General features: G+C 56.1%; 14 protein-coding genes. 1 reads left to right on the top strand and 13 read right to left on the bottom strand.

All coding sequences use genetic code 11. The features are described 5' to 3' along the window. From GHO41_RS15615 to GHO41_RS15560, 12 genes are all read right to left on the bottom strand, one after another. Positions 1-500 (bottom strand): (2Fe-2S)-binding protein (locus tag GHO41_RS15615; protein WP_178126522.1); only part of this gene is annotated, 500 nt, incomplete at its 3' end. Further along, positions 497-1,312 carry an ABC transporter permease gene (locus GHO41_RS15610; RefSeq protein WP_153434066.1) on the bottom strand — a complete coding sequence of 272 codons (816 nt, stop codon included), beginning with the start codon at positions 1,310-1,312 and terminating at the stop codon, positions 497-499. The genes GHO41_RS15610 and GHO41_RS15615, both read right to left, overlap by 4 nt. 4 nt (positions 1,313-1,316) lie before the next feature. Next, the gene (locus tag GHO41_RS15605) at positions 1,317-2,198 is read right to left on the bottom strand and encodes an ABC transporter permease (RefSeq protein ID WP_048371981.1); all 882 of its coding nucleotides are present in this window, start codon (positions 2,196-2,198) and stop codon (positions 1,317-1,319) included. Beyond that, positions 2,195-3,277, bottom strand: coding sequence for an ABC transporter ATP-binding protein (locus tag GHO41_RS15600; protein WP_178126521.1), 1,083 nt, complete (start codon positions 3,275-3,277; stop codon positions 2,195-2,197). The genes GHO41_RS15605 and GHO41_RS15600 overlap by 4 nt, the downstream gene beginning before the upstream one ends. A gap of 76 nt (positions 3,278-3,353) precedes the next feature. Continuing rightward, complete coding sequence (locus tag GHO41_RS15595; protein WP_256678784.1) at positions 3,354-4,388, bottom strand: polyamine ABC transporter substrate-binding protein; 1,035 nt, start codon at positions 4,386-4,388, stop codon at positions 3,354-3,356. Positions 4,389-4,401: 13 nt separating this feature from the next. Then, entirely contained in the window at positions 4,402-5,433 is a 1,032-nt protein-coding gene (locus tag GHO41_RS15590) for an ABC transporter substrate-binding protein (protein WP_123749281.1), read from the bottom strand. A 137-nt stretch (positions 5,434-5,570) separates the two neighbouring features. After that, on the bottom strand, positions 5,571-6,869 hold the full coding sequence (locus GHO41_RS15585; RefSeq protein ID WP_371928945.1) for an NAD(P)/FAD-dependent oxidoreductase: 1,299 nt from the start codon (positions 6,867-6,869) through the stop codon (positions 5,571-5,573). A 318-nt stretch (positions 6,870-7,187) separates the two neighbouring features. Further along, on the bottom strand, positions 7,188-9,830 hold the full coding sequence (locus GHO41_RS15580) for a TonB-dependent receptor (protein ID WP_153389679.1): 2,643 nt from the start codon (positions 9,828-9,830) through the stop codon (positions 7,188-7,190). Between the two features lie 114 nt (positions 9,831-9,944). Then, the gene (locus GHO41_RS15575) at positions 9,945-10,904 is read right to left on the bottom strand and encodes a FecR domain-containing protein (protein WP_153389680.1); all 960 of its coding nucleotides are present in this window, start codon (positions 10,902-10,904) and stop codon (positions 9,945-9,947) included. Position 10,905: 1 nt separating this feature from the next. Continuing rightward, complete coding sequence (locus tag GHO41_RS15570) at positions 10,906-11,415, bottom strand: sigma-70 family RNA polymerase sigma factor (RefSeq protein ID WP_123749284.1); 510 nt, start codon at positions 11,413-11,415, stop codon at positions 10,906-10,908. A gap of 283 nt (positions 11,416-11,698) precedes the next feature. Beyond that, positions 11,699-17,065: a dermonecrotic toxin domain-containing protein gene (locus GHO41_RS15565; RefSeq protein ID WP_153434064.1), complete on the bottom strand. Its 5,367-nt coding sequence runs from the start codon at positions 17,063-17,065 to the stop codon at positions 11,699-11,701. Between the two features lie 139 nt (positions 17,066-17,204). Next, positions 17,205-18,224: a glycoside hydrolase family 3 N-terminal domain-containing protein gene (locus GHO41_RS15560; RefSeq protein ID WP_153434063.1), complete on the bottom strand. Its 1,020-nt coding sequence runs from the start codon at positions 18,222-18,224 to the stop codon at positions 17,205-17,207. Positions 18,225-18,343: 119 nt separating this feature from the next. On the opposite strand from GHO41_RS15560, the gene GHO41_RS15555 reads away from it, so the two are divergent. Beyond that, a complete protein-coding gene (locus tag GHO41_RS15555) occupies positions 18,344-19,120 on the top strand; it encodes a DeoR/GlpR family DNA-binding transcription regulator (protein WP_241486421.1) in 777 nt (258 codons plus the stop codon). Positions 19,121-19,368: 248 nt separating this feature from the next. Here GHO41_RS15555 and GHO41_RS15550 read toward each other — a convergent pair whose 3' ends face one another. Continuing rightward, positions 19,369-20,250, bottom strand: a complete 882-nt coding sequence (locus GHO41_RS15550; RefSeq protein ID WP_153389683.1) for a LysR family transcriptional regulator — start codon at positions 20,248-20,250, stop codon at positions 19,369-19,371. Between the last annotated feature and the right edge of the window lie 113 nt (positions 20,251-20,363).

Below are 20,363 nucleotides of genomic sequence, written 5' to 3'. Positions count from 1 at the left end.
ACCAAGACGTCACTGCTCACATACTGGCCTTGCGGCACCGCCACTTCAGCCGTTCGCTCGGCCGGTTTGGCGACGCCGGCGAGGAACGCCAAGAAGGCTTCCCAGCGCTGAAACAGCGGCGAACCGCTGGGCACCAGATTGGTGTGCTCAAAGCCGCCCTGAAGCCAACGGTCCGGAATCAGCCGTGACAGGCGCAGCACGTCGAACGCCGGGCCCGGCCAGCAATTTTGCATTTCAACCTGTACCCCGGCCGTGACCGCCAGCAGATCCAGTCGCACATTGGGCACCCCGTCGACCCTGGCCAGCACCCCGGCCACGTAGCTGCCCGAGTAACCTAGCGGCCGATGGGATTTACGCGTCCAGGCAAGTGTCTGAACACCGTTGGCCAGCAGCGCAACTGCCAGGCTCTCGCCCTTGCGCCCTTGCAGGGAACGGCCATTCCAGAAGAATTCGACACACTCGCTGCTGGCATGCCGCAGGCGCAGGTTGACCTCACTCATTCAACGGCCCTCCCGGCCTTGCGCTTGGCCATGATGCTGATGCACAGCATGATGATCGACAGGAATGTCATCAAGGTCGCCACCACCGCGATCAAGGGATCGATCTCTGAACGCAGCGAACTGAACATCCGCTTGGTCAGGGTCGACGTGTCGCCGCCACTGATAAACAGCGAGATCACCGCTTCGTCCAGGGAAATGGCGAAGGCGAACATCGCAGCCGCAATCACGGAAAAACGGATCTGCGGCAACGTCACGTCAAAGAACGCCCGTAAACGACTGGCGCCGTGAATGCAGGCAGCCTGTTCCTGGGTCATGTCATAGCTGCGCAACCCGGCGCTGACGTTGATCACCACGTAAGGCAGCGCCAGCAACGTATGCCCCAGTACCAGGCCGGGAATGGTGTTGTTCAGGTCAAACTTGGCATAGACAAAGAACAGGCCAATGGCGATGAAAATGGTCGGCACAATCATCGGCGCCATCAACAAGCCGCGCAGCATCCCCGAGACTTTCGACTGGGTCACGTGCAGTGAATAAGCCGCCGCGGTGCCCAAGGTGGTCGCCAGCACCATCACCAGTGATGCCGTAATCAGTGAGACCTGGGTTGCGCTGCGCCATTCCAGCGAAGCGAAATACTTGAAGAACGGCTCAATGCTGAACGACTTGGGCGTAAAGCTCAGGTAGCGCGCATCCGAGAACGACATCGGGATCACGATCAAGGTGGGCAGCACCAAGAAAATCATGGTCGCCAACACCAGTACATAGAGCCAGGAGCCGCGCACCGCTGCCATCAGGTTTTGTTTTAGTCGGACCATGATTTCACTCGCTGCGCCGGCCGAGGCCCGCGCTCTTTTTGACAATGAACAAGATCAGCAACGTGGCCAACAGCAGCACCACACCCAGGGACGACGCCGCACCCCAGTTGGCGTACATGGAGACGTCACTTTCGATCCGCATCGAGATCATCTGCACCTTGCCGCCACCCAACAGCGCCGGTGTGACGTAGAACCCCAGGGTGATCACAAACACCAAAGTGGCACCGGCGGCCAGCCCCGGCCCCGACAGCGGCAGAAACACATCACGGAAGGCCCGCGACGGTGACGCGCCAAACGCGGCGGCGGCCTGGCTGTAGATCGGGTCAATGCTCTTCATGGCGGCATACAGCGGCAGAATCATGAACGGCAACATGATGTGGACCATGCCAATCACCGTGCCGGTCAGGTTGTACACCAGCGGCAGCGGCGCATCGGTAATGCCCAGGCTCATCAATAAGTCATTGGCGATGCCGCGCCGCTGCAAAATGATCAGCCAGGCATAGGTGCGCACCAGCAACGACGTCCACAGCGACACCAGCAACAGCGCCATGGCCACATTGGCCAGCCAGCGCGGCCCCTTGATCATGAAGTATGCGTAGGGGTAACCGATCAGCACGCAGGCGATGGTCACAATGATCCCGGTCTTAAAGGTCTGCACAAACGTCAGCACATAGATCGGTTCCAGCAGCCGGGTGTAGTTCTCTATGGATAATTGCCCGTCGGCATTGAACAGTGACAGCCAGAACAGCCAGCCAATCGGCAGCACAAACGTCAGCAGCACCAGAAGCAAGGCCGGCAGCCCGGAGCCGAACAAGTACCAGCGCTCACGCCTTTGCGCCTTGCGCAGGTCACGCGCGTTGAGCGCATCGAAAAGGTCGCTGCTCATTGATCATCTCCAACCAGCAGCGTGTCCTGTACGTGCAGGCCCAGCACCACGGCATCGCCGCGGGCTGGCAGGCGGTTGCCTTCGGAACTGTTGGTGGGCCGACGAATCGCCACCGACATGCCCTCCCCCAGATCAATCTGCACCAACTGGCTTTCACCCTGGAAAATCACGTCGGCCACATGCCCGCGCAACAAGTTGTAATCGCTGGCCTCGGCCGGGACGAACTGCAGTTTTTCCGGGCGCACCACCAGGCTCGGGTTCTTTAAACCACCGATAACGTTGGCACCGCGCAAGGCCCGGCCCTGAAACAGCGCCTGACCGCCCTGCAAGGTGATCGGTAAACACGACGACTCCCCGACAAACTCCGCAATGAAGCGGTTGGCCGGGCGCTCATAGAGATTGACCGGAGTGTCGATCTGGCGGATCCGTCCTTTGCTCATGACCGCGATCCGGTCAGACATGGTCAGCGCTTCACGCTGGTCATGGGTGACGTACACCACGGTCATGCCCAGGCGCTCGTGCAGACGGCGCAGCTCCAGTTGCATGGTTTCGCGCAGGCGTTTGTCCAGGGCTGACAGCGGCTCGTCCATCAGCAGGATTTTTGGCTCGAAAACAATCGCCCGGGCCAGCGCGATGCGTTGGCGCTGGCCGCCCGACATTTCGGTAATGCCGCGCTCGATCAGGTGATCCAGCTCCACAGTGGCCAACGCCTGCTCGACCCGCTGACGGATTTCGGCACGTTTGTAACCGCGCAACTTCAGCGGGTAGGCGACGTTTTGAAACACGTTCATGTGCGGGAACAACGCGTAGCTCTGGAACATCATGCCCACATCGCGCTTGTGCGGTGGCTCGAAGATCATCTCGCGCCCGCCAAAACGGATACTGCCTGCATCCGGGCGAACGAACCCGGCCAAGGCCATCAGCAGCGTGGTCTTGCCAGAGCCGGAGGAGCCCAGCAACGACAGGAACTCACCGCTTTTGATCGATAGCGAAACATCATCCAGCGCGGCAAAACTGTCATAGGTCTTGGTCAGCTTTTCGATATCGATCGACATCGAAAGTTTGTGTTCTTCGGACATATTCACACTCGGCACATACGGACGTCAGGCGCCCTTGTTTCGTAGACGGGACGCCAGCGGCGTCCCACCCCACTGCTTAGTTGGCGAGGAACAGGGCGAACCGCTGGCGAACCTCTGCCTGGTTCTTGACCCACCATTCGGGTGACACGGTGACCACTTTGTCGATGTTCTGAGGCGAGGTCGGCAACCGCGCGGCCAGTTCGTCAGTAATGATCGGCAAGTCATACGCCTTGCTGTTGACCGGAGAGTACGGAATCAACGTGGCCAGCGTGGCCTGGCTCTCCGGTTGCATGATGTGGGCGATGAGTTTCATGGCCTGCGCCTTGTTCGCCGCGCCTTTGGGGATGATCAGGCAGTCATGGCTCAACAGCGCGCCATCGAAGCTGTAGTTGACCTTCTCACCGCTGGCCTTGACCTCGTTGACCCGGCCATTCCAGATCGCCAGAAAATCGACTTCACGGCTGCGCAACAACTGCGCCGAATCTGCGCCCGCGCTCCACCAGTTGACCACCTGCGGCTTGATCCGGTTGAGCACCTTGATCGCCCGTTCCACGTCCAGCGGGTACAAGTCTTTAGGCGCAACCCCGTCGCCCAACAGCGCCGCTTCCATGGTCAGCCACGGCTGGCGGTACAAGGCGCGGGCACCCTTGAACTGCGGGTCGAAGAACTGTTGCCAGTTTTTTGCTACCGGCGCGCCGGTGTCTTCGGCCCAAGCCACCACGGTGGCGTAGGCATGGCTGGCAATCCAGTGGCTGCTGACTACAGATTTATCGACATGGGTGGCATCAATCACGCTGTAATCCAGCGGCTCGGCCAGCCCCTCCAGTTGCGCCTGGGCGCACTCGGTGCTGCCCAGTTCCACCACGTCCCATTTGGGCTTGCCTGACATCACCTGGGCACGCACCGCCGCGAGGCCATCCATGTTGTCTTCGCGGATAGTCACGCCCAAGGCCTTGGCGGCGGGTTCGAGGTAGGCTTTGCGCTCGGCGTCCTGCAAGGCTCCGCCCCAACCAGCAAAGGTCAGGGTGTCAGCGAGGACGGCAAAGCTGGCGCCCCAGCCCAAAGAAGCGATGACCGCCCCGCACAACAGGCTTTTCTTGAAACTGATCATGGTCACGGCCTTCTCAATTCTGGATGAACAGGTCGTAGCGACGTTGAACCTCAGCTTGGTGGGCTTGCCACCAGACCGGATCGAAGAACACCACCTTGTCGATATTGGCCGGAGCCGTCGGCAACGTGGCCGCCATGTCTGCAGGAATAATGCCGGTGTCGTAGGCCTTGACGTTGATCGGCGGGTTCGGGATCACGGTCACCAGGGTTGCCTGGCTTTCGGGCTTCATTATTTCGGCGATCAGTTTCATCGCCAGGGCTTTGTTCGGTGCACCTTTTGGCACCACGACGCAGTCGTAATCCAGCAACGCATGGTCATAGGTGTAGTCCACGTTCTCACCGGACTTTTTCAACTCATCAACCCGTGACGCCCAGATGGACAGCGCGTCCACTTCGCGGCTGCGCAACAGTTGTGCAGAGTCGGTGCCGCTGCGCCACCAATTGACCACTTGTGGCTTGATGCGCTCCAGCACTTTGAACGCCCGGTCTATATCCAGCGGGTAGAGTTGTTTGGGTGAAACACCATCGGCGATCAACGCCAGTTCCAGCGTGGTGTAAGGCTGGCGGTAGAGGGAGCGCGAGGCCTTGATTGACGGGTCAAAGAACTCTTGCCAGTTCTTCGGGGTCGGGCCGGTCGCATCTTTTGCCCAGGCCAATACGGTGGAATAGGCGTTACTGGCGATCCAGTTTTTGCCGTAGAAGTTCGAGGCCACGCCATCGGTGCTGATCACCGAATAGTCCAGTGGCTCGGTCAGCCCCTGCTCTTGGGCCAGCACGCAATCATTGGACGCCAGCTCGACAACATCCCACTTGGGCTTGCCCGACATCACTTGGGCGCGCACCGCCGCAAGGCCGTCCATGTTGTCTTCTTTGATGGTGATGCCCAGTGCTTTTTCCGCGGGCTTCAGATACGCCGTACGCTCGGCATCCTGTAGCGCCCCTCCCCAACCCGCAAAGGTGACGGTATCGGCCGCCTGTGCGTGCACGCTTGCACCGAAGGTAATGGCCAGCGCAAGACTGGCCATGGGTGTGTTGATTAATCGCATTTTCAACTCCTGAGTTTGTTGTAATTAGACAGTTGAATAAAACGCCGGCCGTGTTGGCCCGAATCACTCTTTTTATAATGAGCGCAGGCAATGTCACACCTGCACGGGTTGCTTCTTTTTCGCTGGAACCTTGGTCGTTATGAAGCGTCTTTGAATCGATACCAGGCATAGGCCATACGCTGGCCCATGCGCAAAAACGGTTGGAACGGGAAACGCTTGGGGCATTGATGAAGAAAGTCCACCTCGGTCGGATGCGGATCGCCGGTGACCATCTGTGCAAGACGCTTGCCCACCTGCAATGAAAATGAAACACCGCTGCCGGCATAGCCGCCGCCGGCGAACACGTTGTCCAAATCAGGCACTTTGCAGACAAATGGCAGCGAGCTTTCACTGACGGCCACCCAGCCACCCCAGTTGTAATCGACCTGGATACTTTCGAGCATCGGGAACTTGCGAGACAAAGCGTCCTGCAGGTTTTGCCGGTGCTTCGGGCTTTCGGCTTCGCGCCCGGTAATGGCGCTGCGCCCGCCAAACAAAATGCGGTCGTCAGGCAAACGGCGATAGTAAGACAGCAGATGGCGGGTATCGAACATGCACTCGCTGCCGGGCAGCGTCTGGCGCTTTTCTTCAGCGCTGAGCGGGCGCGTCACGATAATTTGCGAGTGAACCGGTAACACACGCCCCGCCGTTGCACGATTAAGCGCCGTGGAGGTGTAGCCATTGGTGGCGACCACCACCTTGCGCGCTGTCACCACGCCGCCCGGCGTCACCAGCCGGTGACTGCCATTGGCGCTGGTCCAGTCGACCACCGGCGAACCCACATGCACGGTGGCCCCCGCCTCACGGGCCAGGCGATGAACGCCCCAGGCCAGCTTCAACGGGTGCATGGAAAAGCCATCGGGCATGTACAGCGCGCCAAATGACTCAGCGCCGCGATGCACCGCTTGCACCTGGTCGGCGCTGACCAGTTGGGCGCCATAACCCAGTACATCGTGATACAGCCCCACTTCGCGCTTGAGCGATTCAACATGCCTGGCGTTGCTGGCGACCTTGTACACGCCGTCCGGCTGCGCGTCGCAATCAATCTGGCCTTCATGGATCAGCCCACGCACGGTGTTAAGCCCGGCAGTCATCTCGGCAAAATACTGTTTCGCGGTGTGCTCGCCGTAGCGACTGATCAACTGCGCCAGCGGCACTCGCCCGCCGGAAATACGGGCAAAGCTGCCATTACGCCCACTGCACCCCCAGGCCACTTGATTGGCTTCCAGGACCACGGCGCGAATGCCGTGCTCGCGGGCCAGGTGCAACGCACAACTCAGGCCTGTGTAACCGGCGCCAATAATCGCAACGTCGACCTCAATGTCTCCCTTGAGCGGGCCGTCATCTGGCGGCGCTGTACCCGCCGTATCCACCCAGTAAGAAGACGAATGAGGCACTCCGACACCTGGGTGAGCATTGACCAGTGGATCGTACAATTTAATCTCAGTATCGCTGTGCGATATCTATAAATCATTTAATTGCAATGCTCGATCAAATAAATACAACTGTCAATTGCATTAATTGATTTTAAAACCATTAAATAATCGTGAAGACAGCGAAAAGGAGCGCTAAAAACCGCTATCTATTTGAAAGATATGTTTATTTTTGAATTTAAAGACGCATAACCCCGCCGATGAGCGGAACGTTACGCAGAGGGAGGAAGGACGGGGAAAACCGAAGGTTGAAGTGGTGGCGGGTTGCCCCGCCACCGCGTATCAGAACTCGTAGCTCAAGCGGGTGTAGTAAAACGTCCCTTCGGGTGCCGCCGGTGACAGGTAGCTGTACTTCTGGCTTGGGGTTTGACGCAGGTGGCTGTCAAAGTCATCCGGTTTGCTGTTGAACAGGTTGTTGGCGCCCACCGACACGCGCAGTTGCTTGGTGAAGGCGTAGTTGACGTCCAGGTCTGTGGTCCATTGAGCGCCGAAGGTTTGATCGTATTGCGAGTCGCTGGCCTGTGCGGCGAACTTGCGGTATTCGCCATAACGGGTTTCGTTCAAGGCCACGGTCCATGGGCCGTAGCGGTGAATCGCACCCAACACGAACTTGTCTTTAGGGTAGCCATACTCCAGGTAACCACGGCTTTCACGGGTCACGGTTTCAAAACCGTTGGCGTTCTCGTGGACCTTCTCAATGGTGGTTTTAGCACGGGTGTAACCCGCGCTCAGTGCCAGCGAACCGTACTGTTGCAGGTCAAAGTTGTACTTGCCGACGATGTCGACGCCGCGGGTACGGGTGTCGACCGCGTTGGTCATAAACTGCGCCCAGGTGTACTGGCCGTAGCCTGCCTCTGTGAGAATGCGCTCGGCGTCAGGCCCGGAAATACCGCCGCTGAACAGCAGCCGATCACGGATGGAGATCTGGTACGCATCGATGGTCACAGAGGCTTGGTCAACAGGACGCAGCACCAGACCCAGCGAGTAGTTGGTCGACTTCTCAGGCTTGAGTTGTTCAGCGCCCAAGGCGCGGGCCGCCGGGTTGTCGGACGGCAAAATGCGTGTCAGTACCGGGTTGCCATTGGCATCGACGTTGGTGGTGGTGGTCCAGGAGGTGCCGATCTGGCCCAGGGTTGGCGCGCGATAAGCGTTGTTGACGGTGGCACGTAACCCGACCTTGGGCGTGAAGTCATACCGCGCCGACAGTTTGCCCGTGGTGGCCGAACCGAAGTCCGAATAATGCTCGGTCCGCGCCGCCAGGCCCAGTTGCAGCTTCTCTGTTAACTGGTTTTCCAGACCGAAATACACCCCGGCAACATCCCGCGAGTAGGTTCCGGCATCGTCCGGGGTCAAACCTGAGGCCTGTACGCCCCCCACTTGCACACCGTCGATTCCGCCAAACGAATAGGAGTCGGAATCACCCGACTCCAGGCGATAACGCTCGTTGCGGTAGGCGATCCCGGCCGAGATGTTCAGCGGGTTGGTCAGCCAGTTCACCGGCAAGTCTTTGACGTAGTCCAGACCCACGTTGGTTTGTTCGTTGATCAGCGTCGCAATCTGGAATTTGGTCGGGCTGGCGATGCCAAAACTGGGGTTGAGGGTGTTGTAGGCCAGTTCGTCATGTTCGTCGCGGCCATAAGTAGCGCTCAGGTCGAAGCGGCCCAGGGTGTCGTCTTCATACCGGGTGCCGACCGTCAGTGCGCCATCTTCATAGCGGTAGCGGTATTTCGGGATAGTCCCGTTGGGGTAGATCTCGGTGACGTTGTTCGGGTTGTTGGCCAGCAGCTTTGGCGTGTTGTTGACCGATTTGTCCTGACCGAACGTGGCGAAGCTGTAGAGGCGCCATTGATCGTTGAGGCCGATTTCGGCATTCGCCGCCAGGTTGTATTTGTCACGCCCTGCACCACCCCAGCGCGGGTCTTGCACTTGGCCATCAGCGAAATACTTGTCGCCGATATCGTCCGGTTTGTTGTTCAGCGCGTTAAAGCTGACGGTTAGAAAGCCGTCCCCAGGGAGTCCCAGGCCGTACCAGCCATCAGCAGTTTTGCTGAAGCCGTCACCCTGAGAAAATTTGCCCAATTGCGTGTTGATTTGCCCGCCGCTGTCGCGCTCTTTGAGCACGATGTTAATCACCCCGGCAATCGCATCCGAACCGTATTGTGCAGAAGCGCCGTCACGCAGCACTTCGACGTGGTCGATGGCGCTGATCGGGATCATGTCCAGGTCGACTGACTGCGCACCAATAAATGGCACACCGCCCGACAAGTTCACCACTGCCGAAGCATGCCGACGCTTGCCGTTGATCAACACCAGTGTTTCGTCCGGGGACAGGCCGCGCAAAGAAGCGCCTTTAGGGTCTTGGCCACGGGTTGCGCTCTGGTTTTGCGGAAAGTTGAACGAGGGCAGCAACTGAAACAGCGCCTGGTTGAGGGTCACGGCGCCGGTCTGCACCAGCTCTTTGCTGTTGATCACATCCACGGGGGCGCTGCTGCTCAACGCCGTGGCGTTGGCGCGCCGGGTGCCTATGGCGACCACCCGGTCCAGGGCTGTGGTGGGCGCAGCGTCCTGGGCTTGGGTCCCGGCCTTGTTAGCGCTGGCCGCGCCCTCTTTGATGATAAACGCCCCGTCCGGGCTGACTTGCAGCTGCAAACCGGTGCCGCGCAGGGCCTCGCCAACGGCCTGCTCCGCCGACAACGAGCCATTGATCGCCGCCGATGAATAACGGCTCAGTTGCGGGGTAAACGAAATGACTTGTCCGCTCTGACGGCTGATGTTCAGCAGTACTTCATCCAGCGGGCCGGAGGCAATGTGGTAGACCTGGCGGGCTTCTTCGGCCGCATAGGCGCAGGTCAGGAACAGGCTCGCCAGAGGCCCTATGGCAAAAGCCCGTAGCTGGCGATGTGAAAAGGTGTTGGACGCGCTCAAGGTGACTCTCCCTAAATCTCTGAACAACGCTGCTCCCCGCAGCGCTTACGGGAGAGGTGTGGTTTGGCGCCGAGAAAACTTGCAGATCGTTTGGTTATGTCCTTAGAACTGCGCTTAAGCGGAGGTGACGGTGACCCAATAATCACTGCGACGCAGCACCTGGATCGGCAAGGTTCGCGCCAATGTGTCGAGCACCTGTTCGGTTTTATCCAGCCGAAACATGCCGCTGACGCGCAACTCGGCAACCGCAGGGTCGATACGCAGCACACCGCCGCGATAAGGCCGCAAGGCCTCGATAATCTGCGCCAGCGGTACATCCCGCACTTCGAGCAAACCATCGACCCACGCGGCGGCACCTAGGCTCATCACGCGTACATGGCTAAACCCGTAGCGGTCATAAGAGACTTCATGCCCGCTTTGCAGTTGCAGGGTTTCCAGCCCCTGGCGAGCGATCTGCAGCGCGCCTTTGAGCGCCACCACCAGCCCCTGCCCTTCGCGTTCACGTACGGTCAGATCACTGCCCAACACGTGGACCAACGCCTGCGGCGTCACCAGTTGAAAAGGCGTGGCCGGATTGACGGCGACCTTGACCCGCAGTTCCCCGTCGAGCAATCGGACGATCCGGTGCGGGCCGCTGAAATCCAGATCAACCGCGCTTTTGGCGTTCAAAAACAGTTCGCTGCCATCGGGCAAGCTCACCGTACGCCGTTCAGCGGTTCCGGTTGAAACGTCTGCGGTCAACTCACCCAGCGCGGTGCGCTGGCTGACCAACAGGCTGGCACCCAACGCCACACCGGTACAGGCCAGCGCGCCTTGTAATAGTTTGCGGCGGCTGGTGCCAGGGGTAGTCAGGGCCTGTTGCAGCACCTTGCCGCTGACCCCTTGGGCAATCGGTACCTTAAAAACCCCCAGACGGGTTTCCAGTTGCGCACAGAGTTGTTCATGCCGCGGGTCTTGCGCGCGCCACTGCCGGTAAGCCTGCCAATCAGCCTCGCTGGCATGGCCTGAACGCAGCAATACAATCCAGCGAGTCGCGTTGTCGATCACGTCGTCGTGTTGGTTTTCGATGTTCATGTCATTCCAGGCAAGCCCGCAGGCAGCGATTGACTGCCTTGGTCATGTAGTCACTGACCGAGCGTTGGGAAATGCCCAATTCAGCGGCAATTTCAGGGTAAGTCAGGCCATTGACCTGAGACAGCAAAAAGGTGGCCTTGACCTTGGCCGGCAAGCCATCGAGCAACTGGTCAATGCATTGCAGCGCCTCAATCATCTGCGCCAGGTCTTCGGGCGAAGGCGCTTCGTACACGTCATCCAGTTGCAAGGCATCGAGATAAGCCCGCTCCAGATCGCGACGGCGCCACAGCTGGTACATCAAACGCTGGGCAATGGTGGTCAGCAGCGCCCGTGGTTGGCGAATGGGTACTACGCCGGGCGAAGTCAGCAACTGCACAAACGTATCGGCGGCAATGTCTTCAGCGTGGGCGCTGGAATCGAGATGGCGGCGCAAGCGTGTGCACAGCCATTGGTAATGGCTGCGGAATAATCCGCCCACGTATTCACTGTGAGAAGTGTCGGCGCCGGACATGGAGACTCCAATCAGGGTGAGATGCGCTGTGTGTCCGGTGTACCGGCGGGGAAATGCTATCAAAAGGCGTTATTCGCTAATAATACTTAAAATGTATTTTTATATAACTTTTTGTATTGATCAGCGGCATCTCTGCCACTACCACGGGCAGGGTAAATGCCTGCCCGCAATACAAGCAAAACTCTGCTCTATGGGTATGTGACGCGAGGGGGTCTTTTCTTGCAGTTTTTTTTAAAAAAAAACGGGGGCAGGAACTCTGCCCCCCATGCCACTTGCATTGCAATCAAGGCGTCGGAGCCTGCACCGGTAAATAGGTATCTAATTTTCCGCCCAAACGGCTGATGATGAGCGTTATTGAGTCGGCATTGGAAAGGATAACGCTGGCTCGTTTTACCGGGTCGGCCAAGAACACATCACGTGCATCGTCCAACCGCGTGGTGCCCGTAACGAACAGAATACGCTCTACAGCGCTTGCTTCGAGCGGGGGCTCAGAGCCGTCCCGGGAGAACAATTTGTCGCGTGGTGTGGTCAGGGAAAGGGTATTGCGCTGAAGATCACTTATTCTTTGTTTGGAAACAGCACCAAAGGCGGGGTTGTTTTTCAAGAGCTCAACAAACGGATAGGCCACGTTCATGTATTGAATATCTTCCGTGAAGAACTTTTGATGAGACAACTCATGGATCAATGTGACTGCCCGGTAGTGATTGTTAAAGTCAAAGGGTGGCAAGGTGGCTTCCAGCCATTCATGATCACTCGCGTTCAAGTTGTCGAACGGGGTATTGAAGAAAAAATCTGTCAGGTACACGTATTTATGTGTGTCATTCGGGTCAATAAACGCGACAACGCCATCGTCCGGCCTTTTAGCCTTGACCTGCAGGAAACGCTCGGAATTGACAGGGTTCATGGAAGGCTTGCTCATGCGGGTATAGATCAAGTCGATAGCCAGATCCACGGTAAGAATCTGACGCTCTGTCAACGTCGGCATATTCAAGTAATCAGCCAACCACAAACGATACTGAAGCGCTTGCGGATCCAGTGCTTTCATCGCAGTAAGTGTTTGCTTTGCTCCGCTCAGGTACTCCATGGCCAATTGATGAGCCATTTGAATCATCAAGGCTTTGTCAGGTGATAACCGTCGGATGCTCTTGATACCTCGGGCCTGAATCGTGTAATCGTGAACATCACGACCACTCGAATGCCTGGAATAAGCAGGACCACCGCCCAATAAACGTTCCCGGGGATCCAGTTCCCATTTTTGCCACGCATTCAACTTGACCGCAGGGCCTTCACGGTTTTCACCTAAATAGATTCTCCAGCGATTTTCAGACTCAGTGACACGAAATACCTTGCCGGCCAACACGATGTAATACAGGCCTCTTGGCTTGCTGTGATACAGATGAGTTGAAACCTCATGCTCCATGGCATCCAGTGAAACAGTGTTCTCACTGTAGGCGTCCAATGCCACTAACTGTTTTGCATTAAACATGTTTTTTTGGATGACGATGTCATCGACCTTCGGGCTTGGCTCGGGTAGCGGCAGGGTTAGCGGCGAGTCAATGTCAACCTGTTCGAGAACAGGTGACTCAGGCAAGGGCAACAAGCGATTGTCTGGCTGTCTTTTCGGGCCAGGAATCAACAACATAAATGCCGTCACAAACGTCTCGATCGCCTCGCCCCACTGGTGTTTGCTCACGGCCCTCCCCCCGGCCTTTAACAGGCCAAGTGTTTGTGCCACAAAGAAGGGAATATTCAACACAGCCGGTAAAAAAGGTGCGACAAGCCCCATTGCTGAATCAATGCCTAAAGACATTAAGCCCTTGAACGTTTTCCAGTCAGCCTCCTCTGTGGAGAGCGCTTGCTGTTCTGCCAAATCGATCAACAGGTCGTAATTATCGTCGTACAGTTGCAACAGCAGATTGTTCTGAATGGGTGTGTTTGAAATACTCGCTGGAGCGGGTGTACTGGACACATCAAACGAAAAGAAATCCAGGCCAATGTAAATAATGTGCGGTTCATTGAAGCCACCGTTGTCATATTTTTTCCGGTTCTGCGGGTCCAGTCGTTTCAGAACACGTTGCTGCAAAGTTTCGCGCGAGCGCAGGTCAATCAGAAAACTGGCTTCGTTCGTATATTCCTTGAACGTAAAGTCTTGTGCATACAAGGTCCACAAAATAAATGGGCCATCACTTGATGAGACGGGGGCAATTAAATACATACCCTTGACAAGATCAGGTTCTGAATCGGGTGAGGCGAGCAATTTCAACTGCCGTATGCTGATGAGGGTCCCGTTGAGAGGTTCGCGGGCAACAGCATCTGGCATATCAAGAACATGCTTTATAAAGTTATACGCTTTGTCACTTAACGTATGCTCCAGCTTTGCCCTGAACGCTGCTTCCAGAGCGTGAGGAGGCAGCTGTTTGTAAAATAGTGCGCAGCGCCCAACACGCTCCCGGCCGGAATTGTGAAGTTTTTGTTTCAGCAATGTTCTGTATTTGCCACCAATGTTCAACTTGCGCACAAGCGACTTTACATAGTGTTCATCAATGCCACTCGGGAGGGGTGTCGTACCGGTTGAGCTTGCTTTCAGGTGGCCCTTCAATTGACTGAAACCGGTCAGGGCAAATGCTGTCAATGTTTGCGTCTCATGAGAAACCGCAGAGCCCATGGCCGCTATTTCCGCTGACCAACCAGGGCTGATGACTTGTGTCAGAGTAATAGTGATTTCATCTGGCGTCAGTGAGAGATCTGGAAAATCGAGAGCCAGTTGAACCTTGAGAGCCTCCAGGGCGTAGGCATTGATCTCGGGTATATCGTACAGATAATCATGATTGTCTCTGACCACATCACGGTAACGTTCAAGTAAACGTATATATTCAATTTGCTCGTCAACCGTGGCCATACCTAATGTTATTGGTAATGCCTTTTTAAATAGTGTGGTATCAACTTGCTGGATAATTGTCGACACATCCAAACTCTCGCGGAATCGCTCCACGTAGCTTTGAATGGTATTTTCAAGGCCCTCACTGGACAATCTTGCTGTGACACCCTCCATAAGAGCCACACCGACCTCTCTGATTTGCTGATCAATAAAGCTGCGTGACAAGGTATCCATATAGTCATCTTCAATCAGGAAAAAACTGAACAAGGCGCCCTGCTCACCTGACAGCTCTGACAGATGACCGAACACGCTTCCCAGCGCGTTTTTCTCGATGTTATTCAATAGGGTCATGCAATCTGTTTTATCAAACAGGCGCGTATTTAATGCCGACTGACAGGCGTCAAGTGTATCGAACACTTCAAACTTATGACCTGGCGACCAAAAAATAACATGCCCTGCACATTCGGATTCCAGGCCTCCGCGCTCAGTAATGAGAAAACAGTTTTCCACATTAACATTAATGCCAGCCGACGCTGAGTACAGCACCACACTGTAGACATCCGGAACAAAGTAAAAGAAGGTAGTTCGCTCAGCGCGTTTTCGTTGCGTCTGAACACCCGCAATGTAACTGGCTTCGCGCACGCCTAACGAGTCGTTATAACTGAAAAAGTAATAGCCGCCTGCCCATATCAACGTGGATTTGAAAATAGCTAATCGATCTGCCTTCGTAAAAATATCGACCTCAGGCGATCGACTATAGAAAAACGAGTTCAGATAGAGATCCAGTTTTTGGCTGAAATCGCGGGTAATTTCCGCCATCAGTTGGTGGAGGGCTGCACACTCTGCCGCATCCAGAGAGATGGTTTTTCCATCGACCTGGCCGACACGCTCAAAGGTGACCCGTGTTTTATCATCGGGCAATGATGTATGACCGGTCAGGTTTTCCAAAAAAACGTCAATCATGGGGCGAGAGGTGAGCGGCGTCCGATTGAGGCCTTGTGAACCGCTAAATACAATCACCCTCAAGGCTTCAGCATCTACCAGCCCCGCTCGGCCCATAAGCGCCCAATCCTCCTGCATGAGTTCCTTGACGCATGTCCGAATTGTTGGAAAACCTTTAAGGAAAAAGCCTATATCATCACGTAACGATTCAAGACGCGCCCTGACTAAGGACAATGGCACTTTTAATTGTTCAATGGCTTCTGTCGGGGTTTCAAATGCAGTTTCACCGATGGAAAAACGTGAGCTCCAGCGATTATTAATAGCCCCCTCCAGCAGTTCAGGATTTATCAGCAGACGAATATCCGACGCCTGGTCCAGCACAGAGTGTGTAAAGCTGGCGTAATCTTGGGACGTGTAAGAACTTATCTGAGTGGCGGTATTTTTCAGAAAGGAAGTAAGCCCGTTAATGTCATCACTCATTCGTGTGCGTACACTGCTTGCCAAGACGGCAAACAAGTCAATGGCCCGTAAACCAAACTCAATATTCAGTTGCAGGCCTTTAGCCAATCGGGCACGGTCCTTGAAACTTATATAGCGGGTTAACGAGGCCTCAGACAAAGGCAGCTCTTTCAAGGACGTGTCAGATCGCAAGGCTTTAAAACGAGGCAGGTTCTCACGTGTGAAATCGAACCAGTCTCTGTAGAACTTCAGGCCTTGATCCCCCATCACCAGTAAGCTGCGCTCGTGACTGTCGATGAAAAAGCAATACCAACCCGCCAAAGGGATTGGATCACCCTTTACGCCCGCCAAGTGCAGAGTCGCCGAGTTCACGCTGGATGACTCTATGCCCATCGCGCATTCATACACCGCGTTGAAGTCGTTTTCGGTCATTGAACCGACATGCCGGGCTTGCATCAGCGCATCCATAAAGCGATCTCGCAGGGCATGTTTGGTGCACTCATGCAAACTCAGCTCAGGATAGATGGGAGAATCCCAGTACTGGGTAATCGCCGCTTCAAGTTGACTGTCCAGACTGTTAGACACCTGCCCAATAGAACGTAGAAACTCAAGCTCCAGTACTTCACGACTTTTCCCCTTTATGCCCCTGCTATTGGCAGAACGAGAAAACTCATAATCATGTAGACCGGAGAAACTGCCCTTCAAAAAAAATTCAAAAACCAGGTCTGCTACAGGGTTGTGCACCCGGCTCTGGGTTTCTGCGGCATTGGGCTCCAGGGCCCCATTGGCCTGAGCATTAAGTTTTTCGATTACCACTGTTCGAGCAGAAGGCACACCCGACAATAGACCCAAGACATTTTGCAGGTCGATTGTTCGCTCAGACTCAAATAAAGAACTGGTGGTCCCGAATACAGAGCCCGATATCGGTTGTTTTACGACATTAAAATCACCTGCATTCAATAAATGCGGACGTGCATCCATTGGAAGAAAATGCACGACTTGGGCTTTACTGTTGCTCAGGTGTTGACGATAGGTCTCAGTCAGAGACTGCCAACTGGAAAAGGTTTCCAGCCCGTTGACCAACGAGAACAGCACGTAGGTATCCGAGTCTTTAAGCCCTTTGGACAGCGTGAAGGCCCCTCTGAAATACCCTTTGCGAGTGTTGGATGCGCCACGATAAAAAAGAACTTCGCACACATGCATCGGATCAGGCTGACCGGTGCGGCTATCTTCAGTTTGAAGCAGCACTTTATTTAACCAACTGCGTTGATCCGGGCTTAAGGTTCCGGCTAAAAACTGCTCATTCACTTGGGCCAGAAAACGCTCTTTGATCGCATTTTCCGAATAGTAATAGTTTGACGCATCGGTCATAGGTCCGTCCTTGTCAGGAGGGCCTGCCCTGCTGAATAGCAAGGCACAAGCCCCTATGAGTGGGGACAGTACGCGGAACATGGGGGCGACAATGACTACATATTGCTATACCTGCCAGTCGGAGAAAGTGCTGAGGTAATCAGTTAGTGACTGCCTGCGCTAAAGCCATCTGATGCACTTTGAAAGAGGCCGCCAGCAACACCTGACGCTCCAGCGTTCCTTCATCCACTGCGCTCACAATCGCCTCGGCAATGGCATCGAGCCCTGACTCGCTGGACACCAACAACAAATGCGCACCCGCCGCCAGCGAAGCCACGGCCGTATCGGTCAAGGTATTGCCCCGCAAGATGGACACTGCGTCCAGGTCATCTGAAATGATCAGCCCGTCGAACCCCAGCGTGTCACGCAGCAAGGCAATGACCTTGGCCGATGTCGAGGCCGACTGATCCGGGTCAATGGCCGGGAACACCGCCGGGCCTGGCATCACCGCTTGCACACCGGCTCCAATCACTTGTCGGAACACCTGGAGGTTGTCGTCAAGCAACTCCAGCGGGCCGTGCACGGCAGCCAAGGCAATGGCCGGGTCATGCTCAGTGGCGTAGTGACCCGGAAAATGTTTAGCCGTGGCAATGACCCCGGCACGCTGAACCCCACGAATAAAGGCACAGGAAATTCGACTGACCTGCACCGGGTCATCACCCAAATGCCGGTTAAGCAACCAGGGATTGATGCCAGTCACCACATCGACAATCGGCGCGAGGAACATATTGACGCCTAACCGGCGTGCCACAGTGGCCATTTCATAGCAGCGCTGTTCAATAACCTCTGCACTCAGGTCTTTGAGTTGCGCCCTTGAAGGAATAGCCGGAACCAATTGGTGCAGGCGCTCGATGCCACCGAGTTCTTGATCCACCGCGATCAATACCGGCCCACCGGCCAATGCCGCGACGTGTTGAGTGAGGCTGGCCAATTTGGTTTGCGTCTCGGCGTCGCGACGGGCCTGGGTCATGGCCCTGCCGATGTACTCATCCCGTGTTTCGCCCAACAACACCGAGACGCCACCACGGCTTAAATGGCGACGGACAGGCTCATCCAGATTCAAATCGCCGATGGCGGGCAACAATACCGAATACGCAGCCCGCAGCAGTTCACCTGACATTACGACTCCTTAACCGCTGTTTGACGCGCGACCAGCCGCCACGCATGATATCGATCACCTTCGAGCACAAAACCAATCATCAATGCTCGTTTATGCTCAATTTAAACAGGATTCACGGGATGTCAATGCTCACTCATGAGAGTTTCCCCGGAGAGCGGCAAACCCTGATCGCCCAACGGCTGGCGACTCACGGTCGGGTGGTGGCTGGGGAGCTGGCTCAGGAATTTAACGTTTCCGAGCACTCAATCCGTCGAGATCTCGCGGCGCTGGCGCAAGCAGGGCTGTGTAAACGGGTATACGGAGGGGCCATTTCATTGGCGCCTGAGCGACCTGTGAAGGACAGGCAAATGCAACACATCGAGCGTAAAAGCTCGCTGGGCCAGGCGTCAGCGACGCTGATCAAAGCGGGCCAGCACGTGTTTATCGATGGCGGCACCACCAATGCCTGCATAACGAGCGCAATCGATCACAATATTGCAGTTTGCGTCACCACCAATTCGCCCGCCATTGCCCTGCAACTGGACACGCTGCCGTTGGCCGAAGTCATCTTGCTGGGTGGGCGCCTGGACAAAACCTCAGGCAACATCCACGGCCTGAGCGCGATTCAACAATTGGCCCATTTCAATTTTGATCTGTGCTTTTTAGGCGCCTGCGCCATTGATGCCAGCAAGGGCGTGACGGCGTTCAACATGGACGAAGCAGAATTCAAGCGTGCCGTGGTGTCGCGAAGCGGGCAAATTGTGGTGGCCGTGACCAATGAAAAACTGTCCAGCATTGCCCACTACCACGTGGCCGCCTGCGAAGAGTTGAGTGTGCTGGTGGTGGAACATGACGCCCCGGCAGAACGGCTGGAGCCTATTCAAGCCAAGGTCTCGACAGTTGTGGTCGCGAGCTGAGATCCAGAGATCGCGCGGAGCTGCCCCGTCTTCAACGCCGCGCTGTCGCGCAGCAAACAGGCCACTGTAGTCGCTGACGAGGTACGAAGGCTGCGATCGGCCAGCGTGGTTTAACGGGGCCTCTTAGATCAAGATCACAAGTCAGATCAAGATCAAAAGATCGCGAGACAAGCTCGCTCCTTCAGGGCCTTTAGAATCAATAACTTATTCTGTTTTTTGATAAGAGGGGCCGCAGCCTGCGACCTTTATCAATCTATCCGCGCACAGAGAAAATCCACCAGCGCCCGCACCTTGGGCGACGGGTGTTTGCTCGCGGGCCAGAGCACATAAAACACCCCGCGGTGCTCCACATAATTTTCCAGAATCAGTTGCAGGCGGCCATCGGCCAAGGGCTCGCGGATGGCGAATTCCGGCAGATAAGTAACGCCCAATCCTTGCAGCGCAAAACACACGCGGGTTTCGACGTTGTTGCAGATCATCGAGGTGGGCAGTTGCAATTCGGGCTCGCCAGGGGCTTGGCGCAACGCCCATGTTTCGAGCTTGCCGCTATTGGGCCAGCGATAGTGCATGCAGGTGTGCTGCAACAGATCAGCCGGGACCTGTGGCGTACCCCGCAGTGCCAAATAATCGGGCGACGCCACCACCTGCATAGCAAACGAGCCCAGGCGACGGGCCGACAATCTTGAATCGACGGGATTGCCAATGCGCACCACGGCATCAAAACCTTCTTCGATCACGTCAACCCTGCGGTCAGTAAAATCCAGGTCCAGCTCAATCTCGGGGTAGGCGCGCATAAATTCGCCGAGCACCGGCAACACCAGCGAGCTGACCATCGGCAGGCTCACCCGCAGGCGCCCGCGCGGTGCAGCAGAAGCTTGCGACAGTTCCTGCTGGGCGGCTTCGATCTCAGCGAGGATGCGTCGGCTGCGCTCCAGAAACAACGCACCTTCCGCGGTCAACGTCACGCTGCGGGTGCTGCGATGAAAAAGCCGCACACCGAGCTTTTCTTCGAGCCGCGCCACGCTTTTACCGACTGCCGAGGCTGACACCCCCAACAGTCGCCCCGCCGCCACGAAGCTGCGGGTTTCAGCGACCTGAACAAAGACCACGAAGCCATTCAGGCTGTCCATTGCATCCCTCGTCGTTTGATTGCGGACACTAAAGTCCGCACATCAAGGAACTGTATCCAGCTTTTTCTTTAATCTCGACCTTTCTATTGTCAGGCCACGACTTATTAGCCCAG

This window comes from Pseudomonas sp. FSL R10-0399 (assembly GCF_009600165.1).
Lineage (GTDB): Bacteria > Pseudomonadota > Gammaproteobacteria > Pseudomonadales > Pseudomonadaceae > Aquipseudomonas > Aquipseudomonas helleri.
This window is presented reverse-complemented; position numbering and strand designations above follow the sequence as displayed.

Bases quoted from the DNA above. Each gene is read 5' to 3' on its own strand.
- GHO41_RS15610 (WP_153434066.1), bottom strand. From the start codon at position 1,312: ATGGTCCGACTAAAACAAAACCTGATGGCAGCGGTGCGCGGCTCCTGG.
- GHO41_RS15605 (WP_048371981.1), bottom strand. From the start codon at position 2,198: ATGAGCAGCGACCTTTTCGATGCGCTCAACGCGCGTGACCTGCGCAAG.
- GHO41_RS15600 (WP_178126521.1), bottom strand. From the start codon at position 3,277: ATGTCCGAAGAACACAAACTTTCGATGTCGATCGATATCGAAAAGCTG.
- GHO41_RS15595 (WP_256678784.1), bottom strand. From the start codon at position 4,388: ATGATCAGTTTCAAGAAAAGCCTGTTGTGCGGGGCGGTCATCGCTTCT.
- GHO41_RS15590 (WP_123749281.1), bottom strand. From the start codon at position 5,433: ATGCGATTAATCAACACACCCATGGCCAGTCTTGCGCTGGCCATTACC.
- GHO41_RS15575 (WP_153389680.1), bottom strand. From the start codon at position 10,904: ATGAACATCGAAAACCAACACGACGACGTGATCGACAACGCGACTCGC.
- GHO41_RS15570 (WP_123749284.1), bottom strand. From the start codon at position 11,415: ATGTCCGGCGCCGACACTTCTCACAGTGAATACGTGGGCGGATTATTC.
- GHO41_RS15565 (WP_153434064.1), bottom strand. From the start codon at position 17,065: ATGACCGATGCGTCAAACTATTACTATTCGGAAAATGCGATCAAAGAG.
- GHO41_RS15560 (WP_153434063.1), bottom strand. From the start codon at position 18,224: ATGTCAGGTGAACTGCTGCGGGCTGCGTATTCGGTATTGTTGCCCGCC.
- GHO41_RS15555 (WP_241486421.1), top strand. From the start codon at position 18,344: ATGTCAATGCTCACTCATGAGAGTTTCCCCGGAGAGCGGCAAACCCTG.
- GHO41_RS15550 (WP_153389683.1), bottom strand. From the start codon at position 20,250: ATGGACAGCCTGAATGGCTTCGTGGTCTTTGTTCAGGTCGCTGAAACC.